The following is a 24395-nucleotide window of genomic DNA, read 5'->3' on the forward strand; positions in this document are numbered from 1 at the left end:
TGGGCACAATAGCCGCATGACCCAGCCCCTTTTTGAAGTCGTTGACCTGAGCAAGCGCTACGGCGGCAACACCGTCGTCAACCAGTTGTCGTTTTCCATTGCGCCCGGCGAATGCCTGGGCGTGATCGGCCCGAACGGCGCCGGCAAGACCACCACCATCCGCATGTGCCTGGGGCTGACCAGCCCCGACTCCGGGCGCATCACCTACTTCCCTGGCGGCCAAAGCGCCAGCCTGTCGATGCCGCAGGACGCGCTGGCCATCAAGGAGCAACTCGGCATCGTCAGCCAGTTCGACAGCCTGGACCCGGATTTCTCGTGCGCCGAGAACCTGCTGGTGTTCGGCCGCTATTTCGGCCTGAAGGACAAGGTGATCAAGGAACGCATCCCCCGACTGCTGGAGTTTGCCGCCCTGACCCACAAGGCCGACGCCAAGCTCAGCGAACTCTCGGGCGGCATGAAGCGCCGCCTGAGCCTGGCGCGCGCGCTGGTCAACGACCCGCAGCTGCTGCTGCTCGACGAGCCAACCACCGGCCTGGACCCGCAGGCGCGGCATTTGATGTGGGAGCGGCTGCAGCGGCTGGTGCAGCAGGGCAAATCGATTTTGCTGACGACGCACTTCATGGACGAGGCCGAACGCCTGTGCAACCGCCTCTTGGTGCTCGACCACGGCAAGAAGATGACTGAAGGCACGCCGCGCGATTTGATCGCGCAGAACCTGGAGCCCGACGTGGTCGAGGTGTACGGCGCGGGCGCGCTGGCGCTGGTGGACTCACCGCTCAAGGCCATGGCCGCGCGCGTCGAGGTCAGCGGCGAAACCGTGTTTTTCTACACCAGCGACGCCAAGCGCCTGCTCGCCGCGCTGACCGACTACCCCGAGCTGCGCACGCTGCACCGCCCGGCCAACCTAGAAGACCTGTTCCTCAAGCTCACCGGGCGCCAGATCAGGGAGGCCGCATGACGACCGAAGCCACCACCTCAACATCCCAGCCGCCAGCGATTGCGGTGCAGGCCCCCCAGCCGGCCCTGCTGCGGCCGCCGCAGATCAGCTGGCGCTGGTGGCCGGTGTTCCGGCGCAACCTGCTGGTCTGGCGCAAGCTGGCCGTTCCCAGCCTGGTCGGCAACATCGCCGAGCCGCTGATCACGCTGGTCGCCTTTGGCTACGGGCTGGGCATGCTGATCGGGCAGGTGCAGTTGAATGGCAGCCCGGTGCCCTACATCCTGTTCCTGGCCAGCGGCTCGATCTGCATGAGCGCGATGAATGCCGCGTCGTTCGAGGCGCTGTATTCGGCGTTTTCGCGCATGCATGTGCAAAAAACATGGGACGGCATCATGAACGCGCCGGTGCGGCTGGACGACGTGGTGTTCGCCGAAATGCTGTGGGCCGCGTACAAGTCGCTGTTCACCAGCGCGGTCATTTTGGCGGTGATGCTGGCGCTGGGCATCAGCCACAGCCCGATGCTGATTTTGGCGCTGCCGCTCTTGGGGCTGGTGGGCATCGTCTTTGCCAGCATCGCGCTGATCTTCAACGCACTGGCCAAGGGCTATGACTTTTTCACTTATTACTTTTCGCTGTTCCTGACGCCGACGATGTTCCTGAGCGGCGTGTTTTTCCCGCGCGACCAGCTGCCCGGCGTGATGCGCGTCATCTCCGACTGGCTGCCGCTGACCGCCGCCGTCGAGCTGATCCGCCCGCTGTTCCTGGACCAGTGGCCGGCGCAGGGCCTGCGGCACCTGGCCGTGCTGGTGGTCTATGGCGTGGCCGCGTTCTGGATCGCGCTGGCGCTGACGCGCAGGCGGTTTCGGAACTAAAAGCGGCTTTTGCGCAATCAGGACATGCGCAAGCAGCTATTTTTTTGATAGCGCAACCTGAGCGCGGCGTGGCACGGGCAATGACCCAGCCCCATGCCCTCAACAGGCGAACAGGCCAGGTCAGACTGCCCTAGACTCATCCAATGGAAAACTCACAATTGCCAAACCGCGACATCGTGGTCATCGGGGCGTCGGCCGGCGGGGTCGAGGCGTTGCGGGGCTTCTTTGCGGCCTTGCCCGCCGACCTCGATGCCGCCATCCTGGTGGTGCTGCACATTCCGGCCGACACACCGAGCCAGCTCGACCAGGTGCTGGCGAATGCGACGCCGCTTCCGGTCGTGATTGCCGAAGATGGCCAGCCGATTGAGCACGGGCGTGTTTATGTCGCCTCGGCCGACCGGCACCTCATGGTCACGCCGCAAGGCATCCGGCTCAGCCGGGGGCCGAAGGAAGTCCGCGCCAGGCCGTCGGTCGATGTGCTGTTTCGCTCGGCCGCCGCAGCGTTTGGCTCGCGCGTCATCGGCGTGGTCCTGAGCGGCGCGCTCGACGACGGCACGGCCGGGCTCTGGGCCATCAAGGACCACCAGGGCGCCACGCTGGTGCAGATTCCTTCGCAGGCCATGCATCCCTCCATGCCCGAAAGCGCCATTGCGCATGTCCAGGTAGATTTTGTCGGCACGGTCGAAGCGCTGGCCGACAAGGTCAGGGAACTGGTCGGCACCGCCGCGCCCGTGGTGGCGGCCAGCGCTTTGAGCCTGCAGCGCGCCATGGAAAACGACATCGCCATGCAAGGCAATGCACTCAAGGCCGGCATCATGAACCTGGGCAAGGTTTCCCCCTACACCTGCCCCGATTGCCATGGCGTGCTGATGCAGATCGAAGAAGGCACGATTGTTCGTTTTCGCTGCCACACCGGCCATGCGTTTTCACTCAAGACCCTCATGGCCGAGATCAACGACGCCATCGACCAAAGTCTGTGGGCGACCTTGCGCGCCGTCGAAGAGCGGGTGATGCTGCTGCGCCAGATGGAACAGTTGGCGCTTCATTCCGGCGCGAACGACACGGCAGCGCAATGGCGCAAGCAGGCCGATGACTCGGAACAGCGGCTCCAGCCGCTGCGCGACCTGGTGCTTGATCCGGGCTTTTTCGGGCATGCGTCCAAGAACTGAATCGCCGGCTCACCCGCCAGCCGGGCATGCGCGCAGGCAGCCGCCTCAGTTCGCGGCAAAGCAGTAGAACAGCCCTGCGCCACCGACCGACTTGAGCGCCTCGGGGCTGCAGCCGGGCGTGGCATGGGAGGCGTTCCAGGACTTCATGGGGGCGGACTCGTTGATGCCGATGCGGTCGTGGTGGCCGACGATGGCCGAGCCGGCGCCGCTTTGCGTCCAGCCGCCGCAGGTGGTGTCGGGGGCCGAGGTGTCCAGGCGGCCGTCCGCCGTGGAGCCGGTCAGCATGTCGTGCATGTTGACGGCATCGCCCCGGCCGCTGACGACCTCGCCTTTTTCCGTCAGCGAATTCTGCTTGGTGAGCTGGTTGTCGGCGCTGTGCAAGTTGTCCACGCTGGTGGCCACGACCACGCCCCTGGCGTTTTGCCACGGGCCGCGGCCGATGCGCTCGCGCGCATTGACGGCCGGGCTGGCGCCGCTGGCCGGGGCGCTGAGGTAGGCGCGCCAGTTCTTGCCGCCGGCATTGGCCGAGGCGGCCAGTGTCTGGCAATAGGCATCGGCGCCGGCCAGGCCGCCCAGGTCGGCGCCCTTGCCCGGGTTGGCGCTGGTCACGAAAAAGCTCATCGGGCTCATGGGATGCGGCGAGGTCGATGGCATCGGCGCGCAGGCGCCCAGGATGGCGGCCGAAGCCAGAAGTGCGAGTCTCAAGCGTGATTGCATGGCGGTCCCTTTGATGAATGGCTGAATTGCCGTGTTGTGCTTGCCCGGTAAAGGTACGCCAAGCGCCGGTGCGATTCAATCGCTGATTTCACCTAATGCATCGGCAGCCTTCGCCAGGAAAAACCCCTCATGCAGGCAAAGCTGCCTTTAAAAAATCCTTGGCGTTTTTTCGATCCCTGCATTAATTTGTAATTAAAAGTTAAAGTTCAAATGCTTCAATAGCCTTTGAGCAGCGTGGACAACGCTGCCCAAAGTGCTTCAGCGAAAGAGAGGAGCCACTGTTTCCAGAAACAAAAACCGCCTGGAAGCCGTGTCGGCTGGTACGACTCAAAATCGAATCAGATTTCGTAACAATATGTATAAAAAAGAAAGATTTCTCTGATGTTTTCAATTCAATCAAAAATAATACCGACCGCCTGCCGCCTGCTGGCGACGAGCCTGCTGGGTTTGACTGCCGCCGGGGCGCTGGCGCAAACAACCGGTGGAGCGGCGCTGGTGCCGATACAAATCGGGGTGATCGCCCCGCTGAGCGGGCCTTCGGCCGACTTTGGCGTGCCCATGCTCAATGGCGTCAAGCTGGCGGTGGACGAGATCAACGCCGCTGGCGGCTTCCTGGGACGAAAGCTCGAACTGGTGGTCAAGGACGATGGTGCCAATCCGGACCAGGGCCGCAAGGCGTCCGAAGAACTGGCCGCGCAAAAGATCACGGCCGTCATCGGTTTTTGCAACACGGGCGTGGCGGCAAAATCGCTGGAGGTGTTTCAGAACAGCAAGATCCCGCTCATCATTCCCTGCGCGACCGGCACCCAGCTCACGGCCAAATACCCCGCGCCAGACAGCTACATCTTTCGCACTTCCGCCAAGGACGCCGTTCAGTCCAGCTTTGTGGTCGATGACATCTTCAAGCGCGGCTGGACCAAGGTGGCGGTGTTTGCCGACAGCACCGCTTACGGCGAGTCGGGCTTGAAGGACGTGACAGCGGCCCTGGCCAGCCATGGCCTCAAGCCGGTCCATGTGGCGCGCTTTCCTATTGGCGTGAAGGACGTGACGGCCGAACTCAAGGCCGCCCGCGATGCCGGAGCCAACGCGGTGTTCAGCTACAGCCTGGGCCCCGAGAGCGTCGCCATTGCCCTGGGGCGCAAGGAGCTGGGCTGGAAGGTGCCGCAGGTGGGCGCCTGGGCCTTGAGTTTTCCGGCTTATGTGAATGTCGCCAAGGAAGCGGCGGAAGACACGCTGATGGCCCAGACCTTCATCGTGGAGCAGCGCGGCAACGAACGCCGGACGGCTTTCCTGAATGGCTACATGGCCAAATACAAGCTCAAGAGCGTGCCGGCGTCGATTCCCGCAGCGCAGGCTTATGACAGCACCTACCTGCTGCTTTACAGCCTGTTCGGGGTGCGCAGCGCTTCACTGGACGGCCCGGCCATCAAGGCATCGCTGGAAAACCTGAAAAAGGTGTATTACGGCGCGGTCGCCACCTACGACCATCCGTTCAGCGCCAGCGACAAGGATGCGTTCACCGCCAACATGCTGCTGCTGGGCATGGTCAAGGGTGGCGTCGTGACCTACGCCTACCCCGCCGACATCAAGCGCAATGTGTTTGCGCAGCGCAAGCAGTAGTCCCGATTTATAGATAAAACAAGGCTTTTGCGCAGTATGGGCGGGCGTTATAAGCTACTTATTTAATAGCATCCTGCGCCCGTCCTGCTTGCGCCAGAGACCTGAAGCACACTCAAAAAAGCCCCGCCGGTCACCTGACTGGCGGGGCTGTGCTGCCGCAAAACGCCGGGCTTGCCGGCGCGAAGGCGCTTATTGCTGCTTGACGGCTTCGACCTGGACCACCAGGCGGACGTTTTTCGGGAAGCCCCAGTCGATGCCGTAGTTCATGCCGAAGGCGGTGCGGTCAATCGTGGTTTCGAAGTCGCCGCCGCACACTTCGCGCTTGAGCATCGGGCTGGTGTAGCAGTTGAACTGGTTGGCTTTGAGCGTGACGGGCAGGGTTTTGCCAAGCAGGGTCAGGTTGCCGGCGATTTCGGACACCTTGTCGCCGTTGAAGCTGAACTTGTCGGAGACAAACTTGATGGTCGGGTATTTGGCGGCGTCGAACAGGTCGGGGCTTTGCAGGTGCTTGTCAAACGCGGCGGCGCCGGTATTGACGGAGGTGGCGTCGATGCTGACCTCCACCTTGCCGGTCTTGGCGGCGCGGTCCAGTTGCACCGAGCCTTCCTTCTTGTCGAAGCGGCCCCGGTTGGTGCTGGTGCCGAAGTGGCCGATTTCAAACGTCGCAAAGGTATGCGTCGGGTCCATCGCGTAGGTGGCGGTTTCGGCATGGGCCGCGCCGGCCAGCAGGGCGGCCGCGGCGGCCAGGGTCAAAATTGATTTACGCATGGGAGGGGTTCCAGGGATAGGGAAAAGTAAGGTTAAAGAAAAATCAGTATTTGCCCACGCCGGTCAGCGCGAGCTTGAATTTGACCTGCACGTCGTCGGCCACCATCGAGGTGTCGGCCCACTCGTTCTCGCCAATCTTGAAGGCCAGGCGCTTGATGGCAAACGCGCCGCTGGCGGTGGTGATGGCGCCGGCCTGGCTCAGGGTCACAGGCACCACGACATCGCGCACATTGCCCTTGATGCTCAGCTTGCCGGCCACTTCGTATTTGCCCGGCGCGATTTTCTTGACGGCGCCTGACTGGAAGGTGGCCTGGGGAAATTTCACCGCGCTGAACCAGTCGGGCTTGGGCAGCTCGGCATCGGACTCGGGCGCGCCGACTGTGGCGCTGCCGGTGTCGATGGCAAAGGCGATCTTGCTGGCTTCGGGCTTGGCGGGATCAAACGCGATTTGCGCATCGAACTTCTTGAAATGCCCATCGACCGACACGCCCATCTGCTTGCTGGCAAAGGCAATTTCGCTTTGCGCCGGGATCAGCTTTTGCGCGGCTGGGGCCTGGGCCTGGGCCGACATCGAAAGCAGCGCGGCGGCCAGGCCCAGGCTGGCGGCGCGCAGGGTGAAAGAAAAAGTGTTCATGCGTTCGGTTTTCAGTGGGTGAAGAGAAAAAGAAGTGAGGCAGGCTCAGCGCAGGCCTGGCAGCATGCGCTGGAGCAGGCCGTCGCGGTCCACCCAGTGGTGCTTGAGGGCGGCTGCCACATGCAGGGCCACCAGAGCGGCCAGCGCAAAGGCCGACCATTCATGCCAGGGCTTGATCAGCGCGGCCAGGGCCTTGTCGGGTGCAACAAAGTCGGGCAGCGGCAGCACTCCGAACAGCACGATGGAAAATCCCGCCGCCGAGCTGTAGGCCCAGCCAATCAGCGGCACGAGGAAAAACAGCGCATACAGCAAGCCGTGGGTGGCGTGGTAGGCGCGCACTTGCCATGCCGGCATGGCCGCCTCGATGCGCCGGGGCAAGGCCGGCGGGCGATGGGTGAGGCGCCACGTCAACCGGGCCAGCGACAGCGCCAGAATCACGACGCCGGCCCACTTGTGCCAGTTGTAGAGCTTCAGGCGCAGCGGTGAAAACGGCAGGTCGGCCATGTAGAGGCCGACGCCAAACATCAGGACCAGCGCGAGCGCCAGCACCCAGTGCAAGGCCATGGAAACACCGTGATAGCGGGAAGGAGTGGTGGTTAGAACAGCTGAGGTCATGACGGAAACAGGTTAAAAACTTTCGTAAAACATTGAAAGTTCTACGAAGTATAGAAACCGTTTGCGCGCGAAAAGTTCAAATTAATTGATGAGATTGTTCAAATTTTTTGAATCACCAGCCTGTTAGCGGTGAGTTATGACGAATGCAGTCCGGGCTCGGGCGCCGCAGCCGCAGCCGCAAAGCGTTCCGTCAACTCGCCCAGGCCAAGCTCCGCCAGCACCTGCTGCAGCCGCGTCTGTGCGGCGCGGGTCTTGGCGGCGTTCGGCGTGGCCGGACGGCTGGCCAGGATCAGCTCGTTCTTCATCGAATGTTCCCAGCCGACCAGCTCGGTCACGGTGACCTGGTAGCCGTTGGCCTCCAGCTGCAGGCAGCGCAGCACGTTGGTGATCTGGCTGCCGAATTCGCGCGTGTGCAGCGGATGGCGCCAGAGTTCGGCCAGCGGATTCTTGTTCAGGTTCAGCGCGCGCGACTTTTTCAGCACGCCGGCCACCTCGGCCTGGCAGCACGGCACCAAGACCATGTGGCGCGCCTCTTTGGCCAGGCCAAAGGCAATCGCGTCGTCGGTGGCGGTGTCGCAGGCATGCAGGGCGGTGACGATGTCCACCGTGGGCGGCAGCGCGGTGGACGTGGTGGCTTCCTGCACCGACAGGTTCAGGAAGGACATGTTGGCAAAGCCCAGCCGCGCGGCGAGCAGCCGCGATTTTTCGACCAGCTCGGCGCGGGTCTCGATGCCGTGGATATGGCCATTGACCTTCTCGCCCGCGTGCGCCACGTTGAAGAACAGGTCGTACAGGATAAAGCCGAGGTAGGACTTGCCCGCGCCGTGGTCGGCCAGCGTGAAGCCTTGGGCGCTCGCGCAAACCTCATTCAGCAGCGGCTCGATGAACTGGTAGAGGTGATAGACCTGCTTGAGCTTGCGCCGGGCGTCCTGGTTGAGCTTGCCTTCGCGGGTCAGGATGTGCAGTTCCTTGAGCAGTTCAATCGACTGGCCGGGCCGCAGTTCTTCAATGACCTGCGCGGGCCTGGCGGCGTGGGCTGCGACCAAAGCCTTGCGGGAAGGCTTGCCGGTGGATTTATCGGTGGAGGGTGGGCTGTTTTTTTGCATGACCGCCAAGTTTAGTACCGGGCTTTTTTTCTGGCGTCATCCCTCTTGAAACCCGGCCCCCGGTGGAACGACAATCGGGCATGACTGAATACAACAAGGCTGCTGCGGTGCGCGACACCGTCCATGTTTACGAACACCTGACCCCGGACGTGGTGCTGGACGCGCTGGCCAGCGTCGGACTGATGGGCGACGGCCGCCTGATGGCGCTGTCCAGCTATGAAAACCGGGTGTACCAGGTGCATCTGGAGAGCCCCGTCGGCAGCGCGGAACTGGCCGGCGACATCGTGGTGGTCAAGTTTTACCGGCCTGACCGCTGGACCGATGCGCAGATCCTGGAAGAACACGCTTTCGCCACCGAGCTGATGGCGGCTGAAATTCCGGTGGTCGGCGCGCTCGAATTGAACGGCTCGACGCTGAACCATTTCAACGGCTTCAGCTTCAGCGTGTCGCCCAGTCGCGGCGGGCGCCGGCCCGAACTGGAGAACCTGGACGTGCTCGAATGGATAGGCCGATTCCTGGCGCGCATCCATACCGTGGGCGCGGCCCGGCCTTTCGTGCATCGCCCGGCCTTGAACCTGCAAACTTTTGGCTACTGCTCACGCGAGATTTTGCTGGACGGCGGCTATCTGCCGCTGGACATGGAATCGCGCTGGCTCAAGGCGTTCGACGAAGCCATGGCGGTCGCCAAAGGCGTGTTTGACAGCGTTCCGCATGTGCGGCAGTTGCGCCTGCATGGTGACTGCCACCCGGGCAATATCCTGTGGACGCCCGAAGGCCTGCCGCTGGCCGGCCCGCATTTTGTCGATCTGGACGATGCGCGCACCGGCCCGGCGGTGCAGGACTTGTGGATGCTGCTGTCGGGCGAGCGCGCCCAGCAGCTGCGGCAACTGGGCGCACTGGTGGACGGCTATGACGAATTTGGCGAGTTCGACCGGCGCGAACTCCGGCTGATCGAGCCGCTGCGCACGCTGCGCCTGGTGCATTACAGCGCCTGGCTGGCGCAGCGCTGGCACGACCCAATCTTCCCGATCAACTTCCCGTGGTTCGGCTCCAGCGACTACTGGAAAGGCCAGGTGGACATGCTCATCGAGCAGACCGAGGCCATGCAGGCCGCGCCGCTGGTCGCCTGAAGCCCGCCAGAAGGTGGTTTGCAGCGACCCGGCAACACGGCGTTTGCTGACACGGTTGTGCTGCGGCGAACCCTAGGATGAAGGCCATTTCCTACCGGAGCATTCATGCCTTTCCCTTCCCTGATTTCCCGCCGGCCGCTGCTGGCCTGGCTGGCCGCAAGCGCTGCAGCCATCCCATTTCCTGCTCTGGCCGCTGCGGCCGCGCAGCACCGCAAGCCCGCCACGCTACTCACAGGCGCAGCGCTGATGGAGCGCGTCAACGCCGCCACCGACCTGCCTGTGCTGGCGCAGGGCGCGCGCGGCGAGGCCGTGCTGCGGGCGCAGATCCTGCTCGACCACGCCTGGTTCTCTCCGGGCGAGATCGACGGCGCCTTTGGCGCCAACATGCGCCGCATGGTGGCGGCGTTCCAGACGGCGAACGGCCAGAAATCAACCGGCCGCATCGACGGCGAGACCTGGAAAGCGCTGGCGGGCGACGCGCCTGCGCCGGTGCTGTCCGAATACACCATCACTGCTGAAGATGCCGCCGGCCCTTATGCCAGGCTGCCAGCCGACATGATGAAGCGCGCGCAACTCAAGTCGCTGGGCTATGAAACCCTTCTGGAAGCGCTGGGCGAAAAATTCCATTGCAGCCCGAAATGGCTGCGCGATGCCAACCGGGGCCACACCTTCAAAGCCGGCGACAAGATCATTGTTCCGGCCCCAGGTAGCGACAAGGCCCCGGCCGGGGCCGCGTCCATCCGCATCGACAAATCCGAACATGTGCTGTATCTGCTCGACAAGGCAGAGCGGCCAGTCGCCGCCTTCCCGATCAGCATGGGCGGCGCATCGGACCCGCTGCCCATCGGCCGCATGGAGATCAAGAATGCCGCGAAAGACCCGGTGTTCACCTTCAACCCGGCGTTGCTCAAGGGCACGAAGAAAACCGACACCAAGGCCATCATTCCTGCCGGACCGAACAACCCGGTGGGCGTGTACTGGCTGGGCCTGAGCAAAGCGCACTGGGGCATTCACGGCACACCCGAACCGGAGCGCGTCGGCTCGTCCGAGTCCAACGGCTGCATCCACCTGACCAACTGGGATGTGCTGCGCGTGGCGCAGGTCGTCAAACCCGGCTTTGCCGTGGATGTTCATGCTTGAGGCGTTGCTTGATCGCCGGAACATGAGCCGTCTCGGGACGGCATTGCTTTGCCTTTCCGTGACTTGCGGTGCGTTCGCGGCGCCAGCCGGTTCAGCGCCTGCGGCAGTTGCAGGTGCCCCGGCCGAACCGCCGGCCCTGCTGCTGCCGGTGCAAGGCATCGCGCCCAGCGACCTGCGCGACACTTTCGACGACGGCCGCGACGGCAACCAGCGGGGCCACGAGGCCATCGACATCCTTGCGCCACGCGGCACACCGGTGCTGGCGGTGGACGACGGGCGCATCGTCAAGCTGTTCTTGAGCCAGCCCGGCGGCATGACGGTTTACCAGTTCGACCCGACCGGCCGGTTTGCCTACTACTACGCGCACCTAGACCGCTATGCCGACGGCCTGGCCGAGGGGCAGGCGGTGCGGCGCGGCAGCGTGATCGGCTATGTCGGCTCGACCGGCAACGCCAGCCCGGACGCGCCGCACCTGCATTTCGCCCTCTTCCGGCTGGGTCCGGAAAAACAGTGGTGGAAAGGCGAGCCGGTCAATCCGTTCAGGTACCTGGGCGGCAAGCCGCCTTGACGCCACGGCATCGCCAGCGCCAGCGCCATTTCACCAGTTGCGCACCCGGCCCGTGTCGAGGTGCACGAACTGCTCGCGCGGATAAAAGCCGACGCCGCCCGCGCGCAGCGACAGCGCCGCCTGGTGCAGGTCGGCCAGCGGCACGCCGGGCAGGCGAATGTCAATCGCGCGGCCTTCCATGTGCAGGCTTTTCGTGGCGACGCCGCCGCTGCGCGTCTGGCGCAGGTGGCTGTTGGTGGCCGGGCAACGGTAGCCGGAGATCACCTCGAACGCGCCCTTGCTGCCCAGCGCCTGCTGCACGCTGTGCAGCAGGTCGAACACCTGCGGGTCGATCACCCCGATGTCGCCGGTGTAGTGGTCGCGCAGGAAACGGTTGAGCCAGCCGAGCGCCTCGGGAACGTAGCGCTCGCCGCTGGCATACACCAGGTCGATTTTCTCGTGGGTGTGGGTATGCACCAGCGCCAGCCCGCGCGCGTCCGGTACCGACGCCAGGGCGGCACGAGAAGCGAGTGCAGGCAACGCTGCGGCGGCAGCGAGCCGGGCCGTGTGGCGCAGGAAGTGGCGGCGGGCCGGGGTCGTGGGAGCGGTCATGATTGGTCTCCGTTGGTGGGCGCGAGCGAGCCTGAATGCTTGCGCAAGGCAGCGTCCAGCAGGCGGTCCAGCCCATAGATGTCGTCAAAGAAAAAAGTCCGGCCGTCCTTGACCAGCGTGGTGCCGTAGGCAATCAGCACCGGCACCGGCTCGGCCAGCCTGAGCGTGGCCGATTCGCCCCGGCTCATGGCATTCTGGATGCGCTCCGGCGTCCATTCCGGCATGTTCTTGAGGACGAATTTGGCCAGTGCAACCGGATGCTCGACGCGGATGCAGCCATGGCTGAAGTCGCGCCTAGCGCGCTCGAACAGCTGCGTGGCCGGCGTGTGGTGCAGGTAGATGTTGTCGCTGTTCGGAAACACGAACTTGATGTCGCCGAGCGCATTTTTCGGCCCCGGCCGCTGGCGGATGCGCGACTGGCCGGCGAGCACGGCTTCCAGCAGCCCCGCCGAAACCGTCTTGTCAACGCGGCCACCGGCCGAGACGAACTCCATGTTCTCCCGCGCCAGATAGCCGGGGTCGCGCCGCAGCCGGGGAACGATTTCGGCGCGGGCGATGGAAGGCGGCACGTTCCAGTACGGGCTGAACTCGATGAAGCGCATGTCTTCATCGAACAAGGGGGTGCGCGTGTCCAGCGCCTTGCCGACGACGATCTTCATTTCCTGCTGCACATGGATCTGGCCGTCCTGCACTTCGTAGGCGCGCAGCACGAACTCGGGGATGTTGACGACAATCATGCGCGGCCCCTGCAGCAGCGGCGTCCAGCGCAGCCGCTCAAGCGCCAGTTCGATCTGCCGCACGCGGGCAGCGGGCATCACCTGCAGCTGCGCCAGCGTGGTTTTGCCGATCACGCCGTCGGCGGCCAGGCCGTGCCGCTGCTGAAAAGCCTTGGCCGCGTCCACCAGCGGCCCTTCATAACGCGCCGGCAAGGGCAGGCCAGGCGCCATGTCGCCCAGCGCGGTCAGCCGCTCGGCCAGCAGGGCCAGCCCCGCATAGCTTTGCCCCGGCGCCAGCTTGCCCGCCTTGCCGCCCGGCAGGCGCGGCAAGGGCTGGCGCCAGGCCGGATGGTTGACGCGCTCGCGGTAGCGCGCCAGGGCCTCGCGCAACTGCGCGTAAATCGGCAGGCGCGGCGCGGCTTCGGACGCAGCGTCGGTCAGCCGCCGGGCCGCCAGGGCCGCCTGCAGGTAGGCCGCCGCGTCGAACGCCTCGCGCTGCGGCGGGCTGAAGTTGTGATGGATTTTTTGCGGGTCGATGCGGCCCCGGTGCACGTCGGACAGGTAGCGCTCCATCGCCGTGCTCAGCGCCTGCTCAAGCTGCGCCATCGCGGCAGCTTCCGGCGGAGTCCCCTGCGCGGCGCGGCTGACAGCCAGCCCCAGCGCGCTGGCGTCGTAGTCCTGCGGCACCAGGCCGTGGGTGGCAGCCGCCGCCAGCAGTTGAACCGCTTCACGGGCCTGCGCGCCGGGTCTTTCGCCATCGAACCAGAGTTGGCCCGCAGCCATGGAACTGCCGCAGCACAGCCACAGCACGATGGCCGCGCTGCGGATGAGCCATGACGGCCTGTTTTTGATTTGCATCGCCCCATTATGAAGGCTTGGCGATGGGACAAGTTCCTGGCCCGCCAGCCAGCGCCCTACCCCCAAAAAGGAAAAATCCCGGCAGGCAGAGCCCGGCGGGACTTTCGGCAACCGGCCCGTTCAGGCCGGCGGCGCGGCATTACACCAGCAAGGCGTTCACGCGGCGCACATAGGCGGCCGGGTCGGTGGGCATGCCGCCTTCGGCCAGCAGGGCCTGATCGAACAGGATGTTGGCCAGGTCGTCGAAGCTGGCCAGTTCGCTGCTGGCTTCGAGCTTTCTGACCAGCGGGTGCTGGGCATTGACTTCGAGGATGGGCTTGACTTCGGGCACGGTCTGGCCGGCCTGCTTGAGCATGCGGGCGAGCTGCGTGGACATGTCGCCGTCCTGCACCACCAGACAAGCCGGTGAATCGACCAGCCGCGAGGTGGCGCGAACGTCAGAGGCTTTGTCTTTCAAGGCTTCCTTGAGCTTGTCAAGGATGGGCTTGAACTGGGTCTGCGCTTCTTCGGCGGCTTTTTTCTCGTCCTCGTCCTGCAGCTTGCCCAGATCGACCGCGCCCTTGGCGACCGACTGCAGCGGCGTGCCGTCGAACTCGTTCAGGTAGTTCAGCGCCCATTCATCGACCCGGTCGGCCATCAAGAGCACTTCGATGCCCTTCTTGCGGAAGATCTCGAGTTGCGGGCTGCTCTTGGCGGCGGCCAGCGTGTCGGCGGTGATGTAGTAGATCGCGTCCTGGCCGTCCTTCATGCGCGCCTTGTAGTCGGCAAAGCTGACCGTGGTCGTGTCGGTGGTCGAGCTGGCAAAGCGCAGCAGCTTGGCTAGGCGCTCGCGGTTGGCGAAATCCTCGCCCAGGCCTTCCTTGAGCACCGCGCCGAATTCGGCGTAGAAGGTCTTGAATTTTTCTGGCTCGTTGTTGGCCAGGTCTTCAATCATCGACAGCACGCGCTTGGTGCAGCCTTCGCGGATCGCCTTCACGGCGCGGCTTTCCTGCAGCAACTCGCGCGACACATTGAGCGGCAGGTCGGACGAATCGACCACGCCCTTGACAAAGCGCAGGTAGGTCGGCAGCAGCGCCTGCGCATCGTCCATGATGAAGACGCGCTTGACATAGAGCTTGACGCCGGCGGCCTTGTCGCGGTTGTACATGTCCATCGGCGCCTTGGCCGGGATGAACAGCAGCTGGGTGTATTCGGTCGCGCCCTCGACGCGGTTGTGCGTGGTCGCCAGCGGCGCTTCGCTGTCGTAGCTGATCTGCTTGTAGAACTCGGCGTAATGCTCGGGCGTGATGTCTTTCTTGGGGCGCGTCCAGAGGGCGGCGGCCTGGTTGACGGTTTCCCATTCGCCAGTGAAGGCCATTTCGCCGGGCTGGTCGTTTTCGCCTTCCTTCCACTCTTCCTTGGGCATCAGGATGGGCAGCGAGATATGGTCGGAATACTTGTTGATGATGCCCTTGAGCTTCCAGGCGTTCAGGTAGTCGGCCGCGTCGTCCTTGAGGTGCAGGATGATGCTGGTGCCGCGCTCGGCGCGCAGGGTCTCGCTGACGTCGAACTCGCCCGTGCCTTCGCTCACCCAGCGCACGCCCTGGGCGGCGGGCAGGCCGGCGCGGCGGCTTTCGACGGTGATCTTGTCGGCGACGATGAAGCCCGAGTAAAAGCCGACGCCGAACTGGCCGATCAGCTGCGCGTCGTTCTTCTGGTCGCCCGACAACTTGGCCACGAAGTCGCGCGTGCCGCTCTTGGCGATGGTGCCGAGGTGCTCAATCGCTTCCTGCTGCGACATGCCAATGCCGTTGTCGGTGATGGTCAAGGTCTTGGCGGCCTTGTCAAAGCTGACGCGCACCTTCAGCTCGCTGTCGTTTTCATACAGGCCGGCATCGTTCAGGGCCTCGAAGCGCAGCTTGTCGCAGGCGTCCGAGGCGTTGGAGATCAGCTCTCGCAGAAAAATGTCGGGGTTGGAGTAGAGCGAATGGGTGACCAGCTTGAGGAGCTGGGCGACTTCGGCCTGGAAGGAAAGGGTTTGTTTTTGCATGGTGATCAGTGCTTAAGTGCTGTGCTTAAGTGTAGGGGCAGGAAAGTGTTACTTGCTTGTTACTCTTCGGCCACGAGAACCAAAAGCATAGGGAAAACGTGTTGTTTTATATCAAGTTACATTCATTTAAGCATTTGAATGAACCCAGCAATTTCAAGGACTTAGCGTGACAAATTGCTTATTTTCCAACTATCACACATTTTAAAACATCTTGATTTCATCAATAATTATTACAATCACTAACATCGAATTTGTTTGTTATTTGTTTCATCCCCAGAAAGAGCCCTCATGAAAAAGCGTCTTTTAGTCAGCGCCCTGTCCCTTGCCGGCCTGTTAGCAGCACCCGCCTGGGCTGAATCCACCTATACCAGTCCGGCCACCACAGGCTCGACAGCCACAGCCCGCCTTGACTTCACCGTGACCATCCCGCAGGTACTGTTCCTGCGCGTAGGCACCAGCTCTGGCAATGCCGCGACAGACGGCACGATTGACGGCATCACGTACACCGTACCGGCTGCGAACGTGGGAGATGCATCCGTGATCGCCGGCGTCGGCGGTGACCTGACCGCAGGCGCGGTGACCGTTCGCACCTATGGCAACGGTGGCAATATCAGCCTGAACTCCACCACCACCGGCCCCCTGACCACCGGCACTGCCGGTGAAGTCATCCCCTGGAGCCAGATCAGCGTGGCAGCGGCTCCGCTGGCCAGCACCACGACGGGTTTTACCAATGCGGCCATCACCCACCCTGCGTTCAACCTGGGCACCACGGGCGGCGCCGGCACAGTGACCACGCTAGCCGCCACCAACAAGGTCGTGCGCGTTGAAGGCAAGTGGACTTATAGCTACCTCAACACCAATTCAGTCGCAGCCGGTACCTACGGCGGAACCGTTGCCAAAAATGGCCGCGTGACCTACACCGCCACCCAACTCTGAGCCATTCATTCCTGAATGGATGGCGAGATTTGCCTGCGAATTTTGAACAGCGACCAAGCCCGAACAGGCCTTGGTCATTTGTCTGAATTATTAAAAATCGACGCGATATTTGATAAATTCGATTTTTTAACAAAATTCCATGAAAATAAGTAGGCAACCTGGACTTTATTGGATAGTCTGGGTTGGCTATGAAAAATTTTGTAAAAATTGTTTTGGTTTCTAACCTTGTTACTTCAATGTTCGTACCCATGCTGGCGCGGGCAGACTCGACATTCGTGAGTCCGGCCACGACGGGCTCCGTTGCACCGGCGCATCTCGACTTTGTAATCGTTGTCAACCCGGCGCTGTTTCTTCGCGTCAGCACGGGCGCAGCCAACAACGCCGCCAGCAACGGCACGATAGACACACTGACTTTCGACGTACCGTCCGCGAACGTCGGCGACGGCAGTGAGATCAGCGGCACCGGTGGCGACCTGACGGCGGGGGCGGCAACGATTCGCGTGTACGGCAACAGTGGCAGCCTCAGCCTCAACTCGACCACCACCGGCCCGCTGACCAGCGCTGCCGGCGACACCATTCCCTGGAGCCAGATTAGCGTCACAGCCTCCGCCCTGCCGAGGCCGAACAACACAGCGGGCTTTACCAGCGGGGCCGTCCCTCATCCGGCATTCAACACGGCTCCAGCCGGTGGCGATGGCGCGGCCACCACACTGGAATCAGTCAACAAAGTCGTGCGGGTCGAGGGCCGCTGGACTTACACCTATCTCAACGCCAACTCGGTGCCCGCCGGCACTTACGGCGCCACGGCGGCCCGCAACGGGCGCGTGACCTATACGGCGACCCAGCTCTGAGCGGCTGCGTGACGATGTGATGATCCGGCCATGGCAACCCATTTTTACGGCCCTGCGCACGGCCGCCGTGCTCACTGTTGCACTCGCGGCCGCTTCCAGCCACGCCTTTGTCGTGAGCATCTCCGCCGGAACCCGCTCCCTTTACCTGCAGGTGGGTGCGGGTCGCATGACGGGCAGCGGCGGACGCTTCGATTCGGGGGGGGTTCCCGGCAACAATGCCACGATCAACAGCGTTTCCGTGACCGTTCCAGCCGCCAGCCTGGGCGCCGGAACGCGCGCCATGACCACCGACAGCACCGTCACCATCAGCCCTTACGACAGCTTTGTCTTTTGCTCGGTGCCCTCGCAGGTTTACGTCGGCGGTTTTTATCGCACGCCAGGCGCCGCATCGAACGCCACCCTCAGCGTCACCGCACCGAGCACGCTGGTCAGCGGCGCCGGCAACACGATTGCCTTCAATACGATTTCCTGGATTTCTGGCGGCAATGCCGATCCCACGGCAACCATCCCGAGCGGCACCTTCGTGGGCGGTGCGACGCAGACCCTGCTGAGCGTCGCGCGCAACACCTGGTTTGAAAGCTGCCTGCAGTTCAACTACGCCAATGCCCAACTGGTGCCCGCCGGAACCTTCAACGGCCGGGTCAGCTACACCCTGACAGCGCCCTGAATGAAGTTCCGCACCCCACGATTTCCGGGGCCGCCCCTGGCCATCATCCTTGCCGCAGCCTTGCTGTGGTGCGGCGCTGCAAGCCCGGCCACCAGCCGGGTCGATGACAGCGGCACCATCGTCAGCCAGGGCCTCGTGCAGATGCGCTGGAAGCAACTGGTGCCGGGACGCGGCGCCGACAATTCGGTGGAGGCCAGCGTGCGCGTCGGGCTGCGCCTGAACCTGGCGCGCTGGCTCAACCAGCCGGTGCGGCTTTACATGGCGCTGGCCCCCGCAACCGGCGAGCCCATTTACGCGACCTGGCGCACGCAAGGCCGCCTGATGCCCGGCGCCTTGCGCTCCGGCGGGCGCGTGCTTGTTTTTGAAGGTGTGGCCAATGTTGCCTCACTGGAAGAAACCCTGGACCTCACACTCAGGACCGATGGCCGGGCGCTGACTTCGCAGCAATCCCTGCAGTTTTATTTCGAGGTAGATACCCCATGACACGCCCGTATTCAGCAGCCCGTCGCTGGCGCACGACGGCCACCCTGGCGCTTTCTGTCCTGTGCGGCATGCCCTGCGCGCTGGCTGGCGAATTTGCACTGGCCGTCTCGCCGCCGCGTTTCGAGCTTGAACTCAAAGCCGGTGAACGCAGCCGCCAGGTGCTTGAAATCACCAATGCCTCGCCCGAGGCCACCGTTCTCAGCACAAAAACAGCCGACTGGTCACTGAGCGAAGACAACTCGGTCATTTTCCATGACGAGTTGCAGCCGGGAAGCTGCCGCCCCTGGGTGGCCATTGAGCGCCGCGACCTCTCCGTCTCTGGCGCACGCCCGCATCGCTTCCGCTTCGAAATCAGCCCGCCCGCTGACGCACCCGCTGGCGAGTGCCGCTTTGCCATCATGCTCGAAGGTGAAGAGCAGGTCAGCCGCGCCAAGGGCGGCCCGGCCATTCCGTTTTCAGCCCGGCTCGGCGTGGTGGTGTACGTGGCCCTGGGCGGCGCCGCGCCGGCGCTCAGCGTGACCGGGTCGAGCGTGCAGATGGTCAACGGCAAAGCCACGCCGGTCCTGAAAATACACAACAGCGGCGCGGCCCACGGCCGGCTGGGCGGATTCCTGTCGGGTACGGACGCCTCCGGGAAAACGCTGGAATTCGCGCCAAGTTCGCTGCCCATCCTGGCCGGCGAGACGCGCAGCATAGCGCTCATTGCCACGCGCCCCGGAGACACCGACACCGAGGTGCAGGTGAAGTATCCAGTGACGGTGCGCGGCAAGCTGGAGTGGGGCAAAGGCCAGACGGAAACCCTGGATCAGCGCTTCGCACCATGAAGGGAGCCGCCCGGCCGACGCGTGCATTGGTTGCCACGCGTTCAGCATGGCTGCGCGCCGCCCTCGCGGGCCTGGCCGCCACGGCGGCCACGGCCGCGCTGGCGCAAGAGGCCAAGCCGTCCGCCGCCGCGCCCAAGCCCGACGCGCCATATGTTGACCGCGTGATGGACTCCTCCGCCCTGCCCGAAGACGACCTTGAGCCCGCCACCAGCGAGTACAACGCCACCGGCTGGCCGCGCAGCTTGCGGGTGGACGCCTCCGTGTTCTCGCAGCGCGGCGCGAGCACGACCCTCTCTCGCGCCGTCGGCGTGGGCGGCTTTCTGGACACGCCCGACCACGGCGCCCTGTCGATCAATGCCAACCTCACCCAGCAACGCGCGGATGAGTCCGTCAGCGGGCTGAAGGCCAGCACCTGGCGCATCGACCAGCGCGCGATGCCGCTGGACGCGGGCTGGCGCGCCAACCACGGCGCGGGCGACATCAACACCGGCAGCACCTCGCTGGCGCGCGGCATTGGCCGGGTTTTTCTGCCCACCACGCCCATCCGGGGACTCGGCGGGCAGTGGCACCAGGGCGACGCCATCGACCTGAACGCGGCCGCAGGCCGCACCGGCCTGTTCAACGGACTGGACCTGGCGGGCTTTCAGCCCTCCGGCGGCCGGGTCGCCTCGGCAGGCGGCCAGTTCCGGTTGCCAACGGGCACTGCCGGCACACGCGGCAATGCGGCTTTTCAGGTGTTCGACGGGCGCGGCATCACCGAGGGCACCGGCTCTGGCAGCGCGCAGGACACCCGCGCCTTCTTCGCGGCCACGGCCTGGGAGGGGGCGGCGCCCTGGGCCGAAAGCCTGGCGCCCGGATCAACGCCCGTCAGCGAACGCCAGGGCGGCCTGCGACTGCAGGGCAATGCCGTGCGAAGCACCTCCTCGCGCAGCGGTGACGCCCTTGGCTTGTGGGCGGACGCCGCATGGCGAACAGAGCGCTGGCGCAACACCGCCGGAGTGTTCCGCTTCGAGCCCAATTTGCGCTGGGGCACGGCTGTTCTGGCCAGCGACCTGCAGGGCGCGTACTGGCAAGCCGACACCAGCACACGGCAGTGGCAGGCCGGGTTCGCGACGGAACTCAGCGACAGCGTGAGCCGCGCGGGGCCGGGCAGCCTGTCCACGGGCCGCAGCGCTTTCCTCAACCTCAATGGCCGCTATCGCCTGGACACCCGCAATTCGATAGGCGCCGCGCTGAACCTGCGCGCCATCACCAGCCCCGGCCAGGCGCTGCTGCTGAGCTGGGACCAGACCTCTGACTGGGGGCAGACCCAGTGGCGCAGCGACTTTGCCAACACCGGCGGCAGCCGCACCACCCGCTTCGGGGTTGACCAGGGCTGGCCGGTGATGTTCCCGGCCTCATTCAACACCTCGCTGGCATGGGAGCGCGTTGCAGGCGGGTCGGCGCCCGGCAGCGGATGGATATGGGGCCTGCTGGGCTCGGTGTCGCCCGTGTCGCAATGGTCGCTCGATGCGGCGCTTCGCGGCGCCCAGCGCAGTGACGGGGCCAGGTCGCTGAACGCCAATATCGGGGCGCGCTGGCTGTCAGCTTCCGGCTGGTCGCTGGCGCTTCGCTATACCCAGGCGCGCGGCCAGGAACCGCTGTCGGCGCTGGTGGTCTCGGCCCTCACCGCCGCGACGCTGTCCACGGTGGCCGCCACGCCAACCAGCCGCAGCGTGCAACTGCTGCTGAGCTACGAAGGCCGCGCCGGTTCGGCGCGGGCGCCGCTGGGCGGCCTGCCCGGCAGCGGCGCCGGCACCCTTGGCGGCACGGTGTTTTTCGATGCAGATGCGAACGGCCGGCGCGAGGCCTCCGAGGCAGGCGTGCCGGGAGTCACGATCATGCTGGACCGGCGCTTCGCGACACGCACCGACGCCCAGGGCCGCTACGAATTCCCGGCCGTGGCGGCCGGCGAGCACCTGATCGAGATATCGCCGGACAATGTGCCGCTGCCGTGGAGCCCGGTGCTGCGCGACCCGGTGCGCACCACGCTGCAGGTACGCCAGCTGACCACCGTGGATTTCGCGGTTCAGCGCGAGCGCTGAACCGCGCTGCGCGAGCCACCATTGCAGCCGCCACCTGGGCGGCATCCCCCGGACCGATGCCGCTCAGGCGCGGGCCGGCTCCCGCAGCCAGCGCACCAGTTGCGCACTTACCTCTGGCCGGCTCAGGAGTTCCAGATGGTTCATGCCGTGCGCGATCCACTGGCGCTGCGGCGCAAAGGCCAGGCTGCGTTCGGGCGATGCATGCAGGCCCAGCGCGCTTGCCAGCGGCACCAGGCCGTCGCCCACCAGCTGGTGGCTCAGCGCCTGGCGCAGGGGCATGAGCGGCCCGGCGCCGTGCGACACGGTGGTGGCGGCCACGGCGTAACAGGCCACGCCGGCGGGCAGCGGCAGCGCCTGGCGGGTATCGGCTGCGCTTTCAAACCGGCCGGCATGCCGCCAGTCGGCCTCCAGCAGGTTGCCATGGCGCAGATCGGTGATGCCGGCGCTGCGGATCTGGCCGATTTTGGCGAAGGGCCGGGTCACCGCCCGCCGCTGCAGCTGCCGATCGACCCAGTGGCCGACGCGCTCCAGCGGCGCGCCGTGGTGCGGCGTGCCGAGAAACACCAGCCGCTTGAGCTGCGCCGGCCACGCCTGTCCGGCCTGCGTGGCTTGGTGAAAGGCACTGCGCGCCAGCAGGCCGCCCATGCTGTGCCCCAGCAGCGCCAGTTCCTGCACCGGCTGCGGCCAGGCCGCGAGCAGTTGCTCCAGCAATCCGGCCAGTTGCGCGCCATTGGCCGAAATGTGCAGGCCGCTGTTGTAGTGCAGGTACACCGGGGTGTAGCCGAGTTCGCGGGCCAGCACCAGGCCGTGGTCGTGCGCGGGCTGCGGCGCGCCGCCAGTGCAATGGGTGCGCCACTGCAGGTCGTTCATGCACAGGCCGTGAATCAGCACCAGCGGCTTGGCCGAAGCGGCGGGCAGGCGCTGCGCCAGCGCGGTTGTTTCCAGCGCCAGGGCCTGGCCTTCGTGGCGCAGGCGCATGTGGATGGCCAGTGGATTGGCGGTGTCCTGCAACTGGTCGCCAAGCACGCCGTTGAGCGCCGCCAGCATCGCTTCGCGCTGGCGGGATGAGGCCTTGCCGCCGGCCAGCGGCACCATGCCCGACAGCACGGCATTGACCGCGCCGCCGGCCAGCCGCGTCACGCCCCGGATGCCGCCGTACACCAGCCCGGTCACACCCAGCGGCCTGACGCCGGAGCGGCCCGGGCTGGCATCGACGAATTTCGCGCCTGCCGGGCCAAAAAAGGAGGCGACCGCCCTGTACACCTGGCCGTGCACGTTTTCAGCCAGCCCGGTGACGCCCAGCGTGGCCTGCGTGGCCAGTTGCGCCAGTCCCTGGATGTCGGAGGCATGCAGGTAGCCGGGCAGGCGGGGAACGACGGATGCAGCCTTGCCGGCCGGGGTGGAGGTGCGCATGCCCCGATTGTGCGGAGTTTGCCGCGCCTGCGCCAGCGGCCCGAAAGCAGCGGGATTTGCTATTGATTACATAGCTGCTTGCGCACACCCTGCTTGCGCAAACTGCTGTTTTGGCTTGAAAAGCTCGCCGGCCCGGCTCAGAACTGCTCGTGCGGCATCAGGTAGCGCCACTGGCCAATCGGCAGGTGGCCCAGGTTGACGCGGCCGATGCGCACGCGCTTCAGGCCGGTCACGAACAGCCCGACCTGCTCGCACATGCGGCGGATCTGGCGCTTCTTGCCTTCCTTGAGCACAAAGCGCAGCTGCTCGGGGTTTTGCCAGCTGACCTGCGCCGGGCGCAGCAGCTGGCCGTCCAGGCTCAAGCCGTGGCACAGCAGGGCCAGCTTTTCGCGCGGAAACGCGGCCTGCACGTTGACGTTTTCAGCGCCGTAGCTCACGCGCACCAGATATTCCTTTTCCATGTCCGAGTCTTCGCCGATGAGCTGGCGCGCCACGCGGCCGTCCTGCGTCAGCACCAAGAGGCCAATCGAGTCGATGTCGAGCCGGCCGGCCGGCGCCAGGCCGCGCAGCTGCTCAAAGCCCCAGCGCATGCGGCTGTTGCATTCGCGCCAGCGGTTCTCGGGCTGCACCAGCGCCACCGCCGGCTCGTGGCCGTCCTCGGCCTGGCCGCTGACGTAGCCGACCGGCTTGTTGATCAGGATGGTGACCTGCTGGCGCTGCTGCTGCTCGGCTTCGCGGGCGACTTCGATGCGCGCATTGGCGGCCACCGGCTGGCCCATCACGGCAGGCAGCCCGTTGACGCGCACCCAGCCCCGGGCAATCCAGTCGTCGGCTTCGCGGCGCGAGCACAGGCCGAGGTCGGCCATGCGTTTGTTCAGGCGCACGGTCGGCGCGGGGGCACCGGCATCGGCCGGCTGGATGCGCACGCGCACGGCGCCGGAGGCAGGAGGTTTGGGGGGAGTGTGTTCGGACATGGCCGGGGTATTTTAGGACGGCCTGAACAGATCACTCCGGCCTGCCGCGCCGCCCTGCCGGCCACCCGCTGCGGCGCGCCGGTTTCAACAGCGTCGCCAGCAGGGTTGAGTTTGCTTTTGGCCGGGCGCCGGTGTATTTTCTGGCCGATGGCCTGCCCCTCGACAAACGCCAGCCCACCCGCCGCAAGCCCCGCTGAAGACCCGCCCCGGTGGCGCTTGAAACGGCGCTGCGCGTTGGCGCCCGGCCAGTTGCTGCAGGCCTATGCCGCGCTGGCGGTGTTCAGCGCAGCGATTGCCCTGCCCTTCGGTTGGCACGGCCTGTGGCTGATTCCGCTGTGGAGCCTGCTGGAGATCACCGTGGCCGGGGCGCTGTTCGTGGTGTACATGCTGCATGCGGCCGATGGCGAGCAGATCAGCTTCAGCCCCGAAGGCCAGTTGGCCATCGAGGTGGTGCGCGGCCTGGACACACGGCACTACCGCATGAATCCGGCCTGGGCGCACCTGGAGCGGGGCGGCCCGCGCAAGGACCGCCTGTGGCTGTGCTGCAGCCCGCTACGGGTCGAGGTGGCCACGCAACTCGGCGCCGGTGAAAAGCGCCGGGTGGAACGCGAGTTGAAGCAGGCGCTGGCGGCCCGGCAGGCCTGCGGCGCGATGGCGGCGACGCCCTGAGACCGACAGACGCGCCTCGCAACC

Annotated in this window: 24 protein-coding genes; 14 read left to right on the forward strand and 10 right to left on the reverse strand. The window is 65.2% G+C overall.

Translation table 11 applies throughout. The features are described 5' to 3' along the window. The first annotated feature begins 16 nt into the window (after positions 1-16). The 3 genes from PNAP_RS17830 (at position 17) to PNAP_RS17840 (ending at position 2978) form a co-directional block, all read left to right on the forward strand. The gene (locus PNAP_RS17830; RefSeq protein ID WP_011802939.1) at positions 17-958 is read left to right on the forward strand and encodes an ATP-binding cassette domain-containing protein; all 942 of its coding nucleotides are present in this window, start codon (positions 17-19) and stop codon (positions 956-958) included. Continuing rightward, the gene (locus tag PNAP_RS17835; RefSeq protein WP_011802940.1) at positions 955-1809 is read left to right on the forward strand and encodes an ABC transporter permease; all 855 of its coding nucleotides are present in this window, start codon (positions 955-957) and stop codon (positions 1807-1809) included. Before PNAP_RS17830 ends, PNAP_RS17835 begins: the two co-directional genes overlap by 4 nt. A 143-nt stretch (positions 1810-1952) precedes the next feature. After that, positions 1953-2978 (forward strand): chemotaxis protein CheB, encoded by a 1026-nt coding sequence (locus PNAP_RS17840; RefSeq protein ID WP_011802941.1) that lies wholly within the window; start codon positions 1953-1955, stop codon positions 2976-2978. Positions 2979-3023: 45 nt separating this feature from the next. On the opposite strand, the gene PNAP_RS17845 is transcribed toward PNAP_RS17840, so the two are convergent. Continuing rightward, positions 3024-3695, reverse strand: a complete 672-nt coding sequence (locus tag PNAP_RS17845; RefSeq protein WP_011802942.1) for a hypothetical protein — start codon at positions 3693-3695, stop codon at positions 3024-3026. Positions 3696-4076: 381 nt separating this feature from the next. Here PNAP_RS17845 and PNAP_RS17850 point away from each other — a divergent pair, with 381 nt between their 5' ends. Further along, positions 4077-5315, forward strand: coding sequence for an ABC transporter substrate-binding protein (locus tag PNAP_RS17850; RefSeq protein WP_011802943.1), 1239 nt, complete (start codon positions 4077-4079; stop codon positions 5313-5315). A gap of 189 nt (positions 5316-5504) precedes the next feature. On the opposite strand, the gene PNAP_RS17855 is transcribed toward PNAP_RS17850, so the two are convergent. The 4 genes from PNAP_RS17855 to PNAP_RS17870 all read right to left on the reverse strand — a co-directional run bounded on the left by PNAP_RS17855 (position 5505) and on the right by PNAP_RS17870 (position 8438). After that, positions 5505-6083 carry a YceI family protein gene (locus PNAP_RS17855; protein WP_011802944.1) on the reverse strand — a complete coding sequence of 193 codons (579 nt, stop codon included), beginning with the start codon at positions 6081-6083 and terminating at the stop codon, positions 5505-5507. A gap of 43 nt (positions 6084-6126) precedes the next feature. Continuing rightward, complete coding sequence (locus tag PNAP_RS17860; RefSeq protein ID WP_011802945.1) at positions 6127-6717, reverse strand: YceI family protein; 591 nt, start codon at positions 6715-6717, stop codon at positions 6127-6129. A gap of 45 nt (positions 6718-6762) precedes the next feature. Then, entirely contained in the window at positions 6763-7332 is a 570-nt protein-coding gene (locus tag PNAP_RS17865) for a cytochrome b (protein ID WP_041376796.1), read from the reverse strand. A 134-nt stretch (positions 7333-7466) separates the two neighbouring features. After that, a complete protein-coding gene (locus tag PNAP_RS17870) occupies positions 7467-8438 on the reverse strand; it encodes a class I SAM-dependent methyltransferase (protein ID WP_011802947.1) in 972 nt (323 codons plus the stop codon). Positions 8439-8518: 80 nt separating this feature from the next. Here PNAP_RS17870 and PNAP_RS17875 point away from each other — a divergent pair, with 80 nt between their 5' ends. The 3 genes from PNAP_RS17875 to PNAP_RS17885 all read left to right on the forward strand — a co-directional run bounded on the left by PNAP_RS17875 (position 8519) and on the right by PNAP_RS17885 (position 11276). Beyond that, complete coding sequence (locus tag PNAP_RS17875) at positions 8519-9568, forward strand: serine/threonine protein kinase (protein ID WP_011802948.1); 1050 nt, start codon at positions 8519-8521, stop codon at positions 9566-9568. Positions 9569-9673: 105 nt separating this feature from the next. Continuing rightward, positions 9674-10708, forward strand: a complete 1035-nt coding sequence (locus tag PNAP_RS17880; protein ID WP_011802949.1) for a L,D-transpeptidase family protein — start codon at positions 9674-9676, stop codon at positions 10706-10708. Positions 10709-10730: 22 nt separating this feature from the next. After that, positions 10731-11276 carry a M23 family metallopeptidase gene (locus PNAP_RS17885; RefSeq protein ID WP_083758093.1) on the forward strand — a complete coding sequence of 182 codons (546 nt, stop codon included), beginning with the start codon at positions 10731-10733 and terminating at the stop codon, positions 11274-11276. Between the two features lie 30 nt (positions 11277-11306). On the opposite strand, the gene PNAP_RS17890 is transcribed toward PNAP_RS17885, so the two are convergent. The 3 genes from PNAP_RS17890 to htpG form a co-directional block, all read right to left on the reverse strand. Further along, positions 11307-11867, reverse strand: a complete 561-nt coding sequence (locus PNAP_RS17890; protein ID WP_011802951.1) for a YcbK family protein — start codon at positions 11865-11867, stop codon at positions 11307-11309. Continuing rightward, the gene (locus tag PNAP_RS17895) at positions 11864-13441 is read right to left on the reverse strand and encodes a L,D-transpeptidase family protein (RefSeq protein ID WP_011802952.1); all 1578 of its coding nucleotides are present in this window, start codon (positions 13439-13441) and stop codon (positions 11864-11866) included. Before PNAP_RS17895 ends, PNAP_RS17890 begins: the two co-directional genes overlap by 4 nt. A 139-nt stretch (positions 13442-13580) precedes the next feature. Beyond that, a complete protein-coding gene (gene htpG, locus PNAP_RS17900; protein ID WP_011802953.1) occupies positions 13581-15470 on the reverse strand; it encodes a molecular chaperone HtpG in 1890 nt (629 codons plus the stop codon). Positions 15471-15758: 288 nt separating this feature from the next. Here htpG and PNAP_RS17905 point away from each other — a divergent pair, with 288 nt between their 5' ends. The 6 genes from PNAP_RS17905 to PNAP_RS17930 all read left to right on the forward strand — a co-directional run bounded on the left by PNAP_RS17905 (position 15759) and on the right by PNAP_RS17930 (position 21315). Next, positions 15759-16406, forward strand: a complete 648-nt coding sequence (locus tag PNAP_RS17905) for a hypothetical protein (RefSeq protein ID WP_011802954.1) — start codon at positions 15759-15761, stop codon at positions 16404-16406. 236 nt (positions 16407-16642) lie between these two features. Beyond that, positions 16643-17257, forward strand: coding sequence for a hypothetical protein (locus PNAP_RS17910; RefSeq protein WP_157040319.1), 615 nt, complete (start codon positions 16643-16645; stop codon positions 17255-17257). Positions 17258-17276: 19 nt separating this feature from the next. Beyond that, entirely contained in the window at positions 17277-17924 is a 648-nt protein-coding gene (locus tag PNAP_RS17915) for a hypothetical protein (RefSeq protein WP_011802956.1), read from the forward strand. Beyond that, a complete protein-coding gene (locus PNAP_RS17920) occupies positions 17925-18407 on the forward strand; it encodes a hypothetical protein (RefSeq protein ID WP_011802957.1) in 483 nt (160 codons plus the stop codon). Beyond that, positions 18404-19231 carry a COG1470 family protein gene (locus PNAP_RS17925; protein ID WP_011802958.1) on the forward strand — a complete coding sequence of 276 codons (828 nt, stop codon included), beginning with the start codon at positions 18404-18406 and terminating at the stop codon, positions 19229-19231. Before PNAP_RS17920 ends, PNAP_RS17925 begins: the two co-directional genes overlap by 4 nt. Then, entirely contained in the window at positions 19228-21315 is a 2088-nt protein-coding gene (locus tag PNAP_RS17930) for an SdrD B-like domain-containing protein (RefSeq protein WP_011802959.1), read from the forward strand. The genes PNAP_RS17925 and PNAP_RS17930 overlap by 4 nt, the downstream gene beginning before the upstream one ends. A gap of 63 nt (positions 21316-21378) precedes the next feature. Here the strand turns inward: PNAP_RS17930 and PNAP_RS17935 are convergent, their stop codons facing one another. Both PNAP_RS17935 and PNAP_RS17940 read right to left on the reverse strand, forming a co-directional pair. Continuing rightward, complete coding sequence (locus PNAP_RS17935) at positions 21379-22728, reverse strand: esterase/lipase family protein (RefSeq protein WP_011802960.1); 1350 nt, start codon at positions 22726-22728, stop codon at positions 21379-21381. A 137-nt stretch (positions 22729-22865) separates the two neighbouring features. Continuing rightward, entirely contained in the window at positions 22866-23702 is an 837-nt protein-coding gene (locus PNAP_RS17940) for a pseudouridine synthase (protein WP_011802961.1), read from the reverse strand. 216 nt (positions 23703-23918) lie between these two features. On the opposite strand from PNAP_RS17940, the gene PNAP_RS25105 reads away from it, so the two are divergent. Then, entirely contained in the window at positions 23919-24371 is a 453-nt protein-coding gene (locus PNAP_RS25105) for a DUF2244 domain-containing protein (RefSeq protein WP_198140652.1), read from the forward strand. Positions 24372-24395 lie beyond the last annotated feature (24 nt).

The sequence above is a fragment of the Polaromonas naphthalenivorans CJ2 genome (genome assembly GCF_000015505.1).
Lineage (GTDB): Bacteria > Pseudomonadota > Gammaproteobacteria > Burkholderiales > Burkholderiaceae_C > Polaromonas > Polaromonas naphthalenivorans.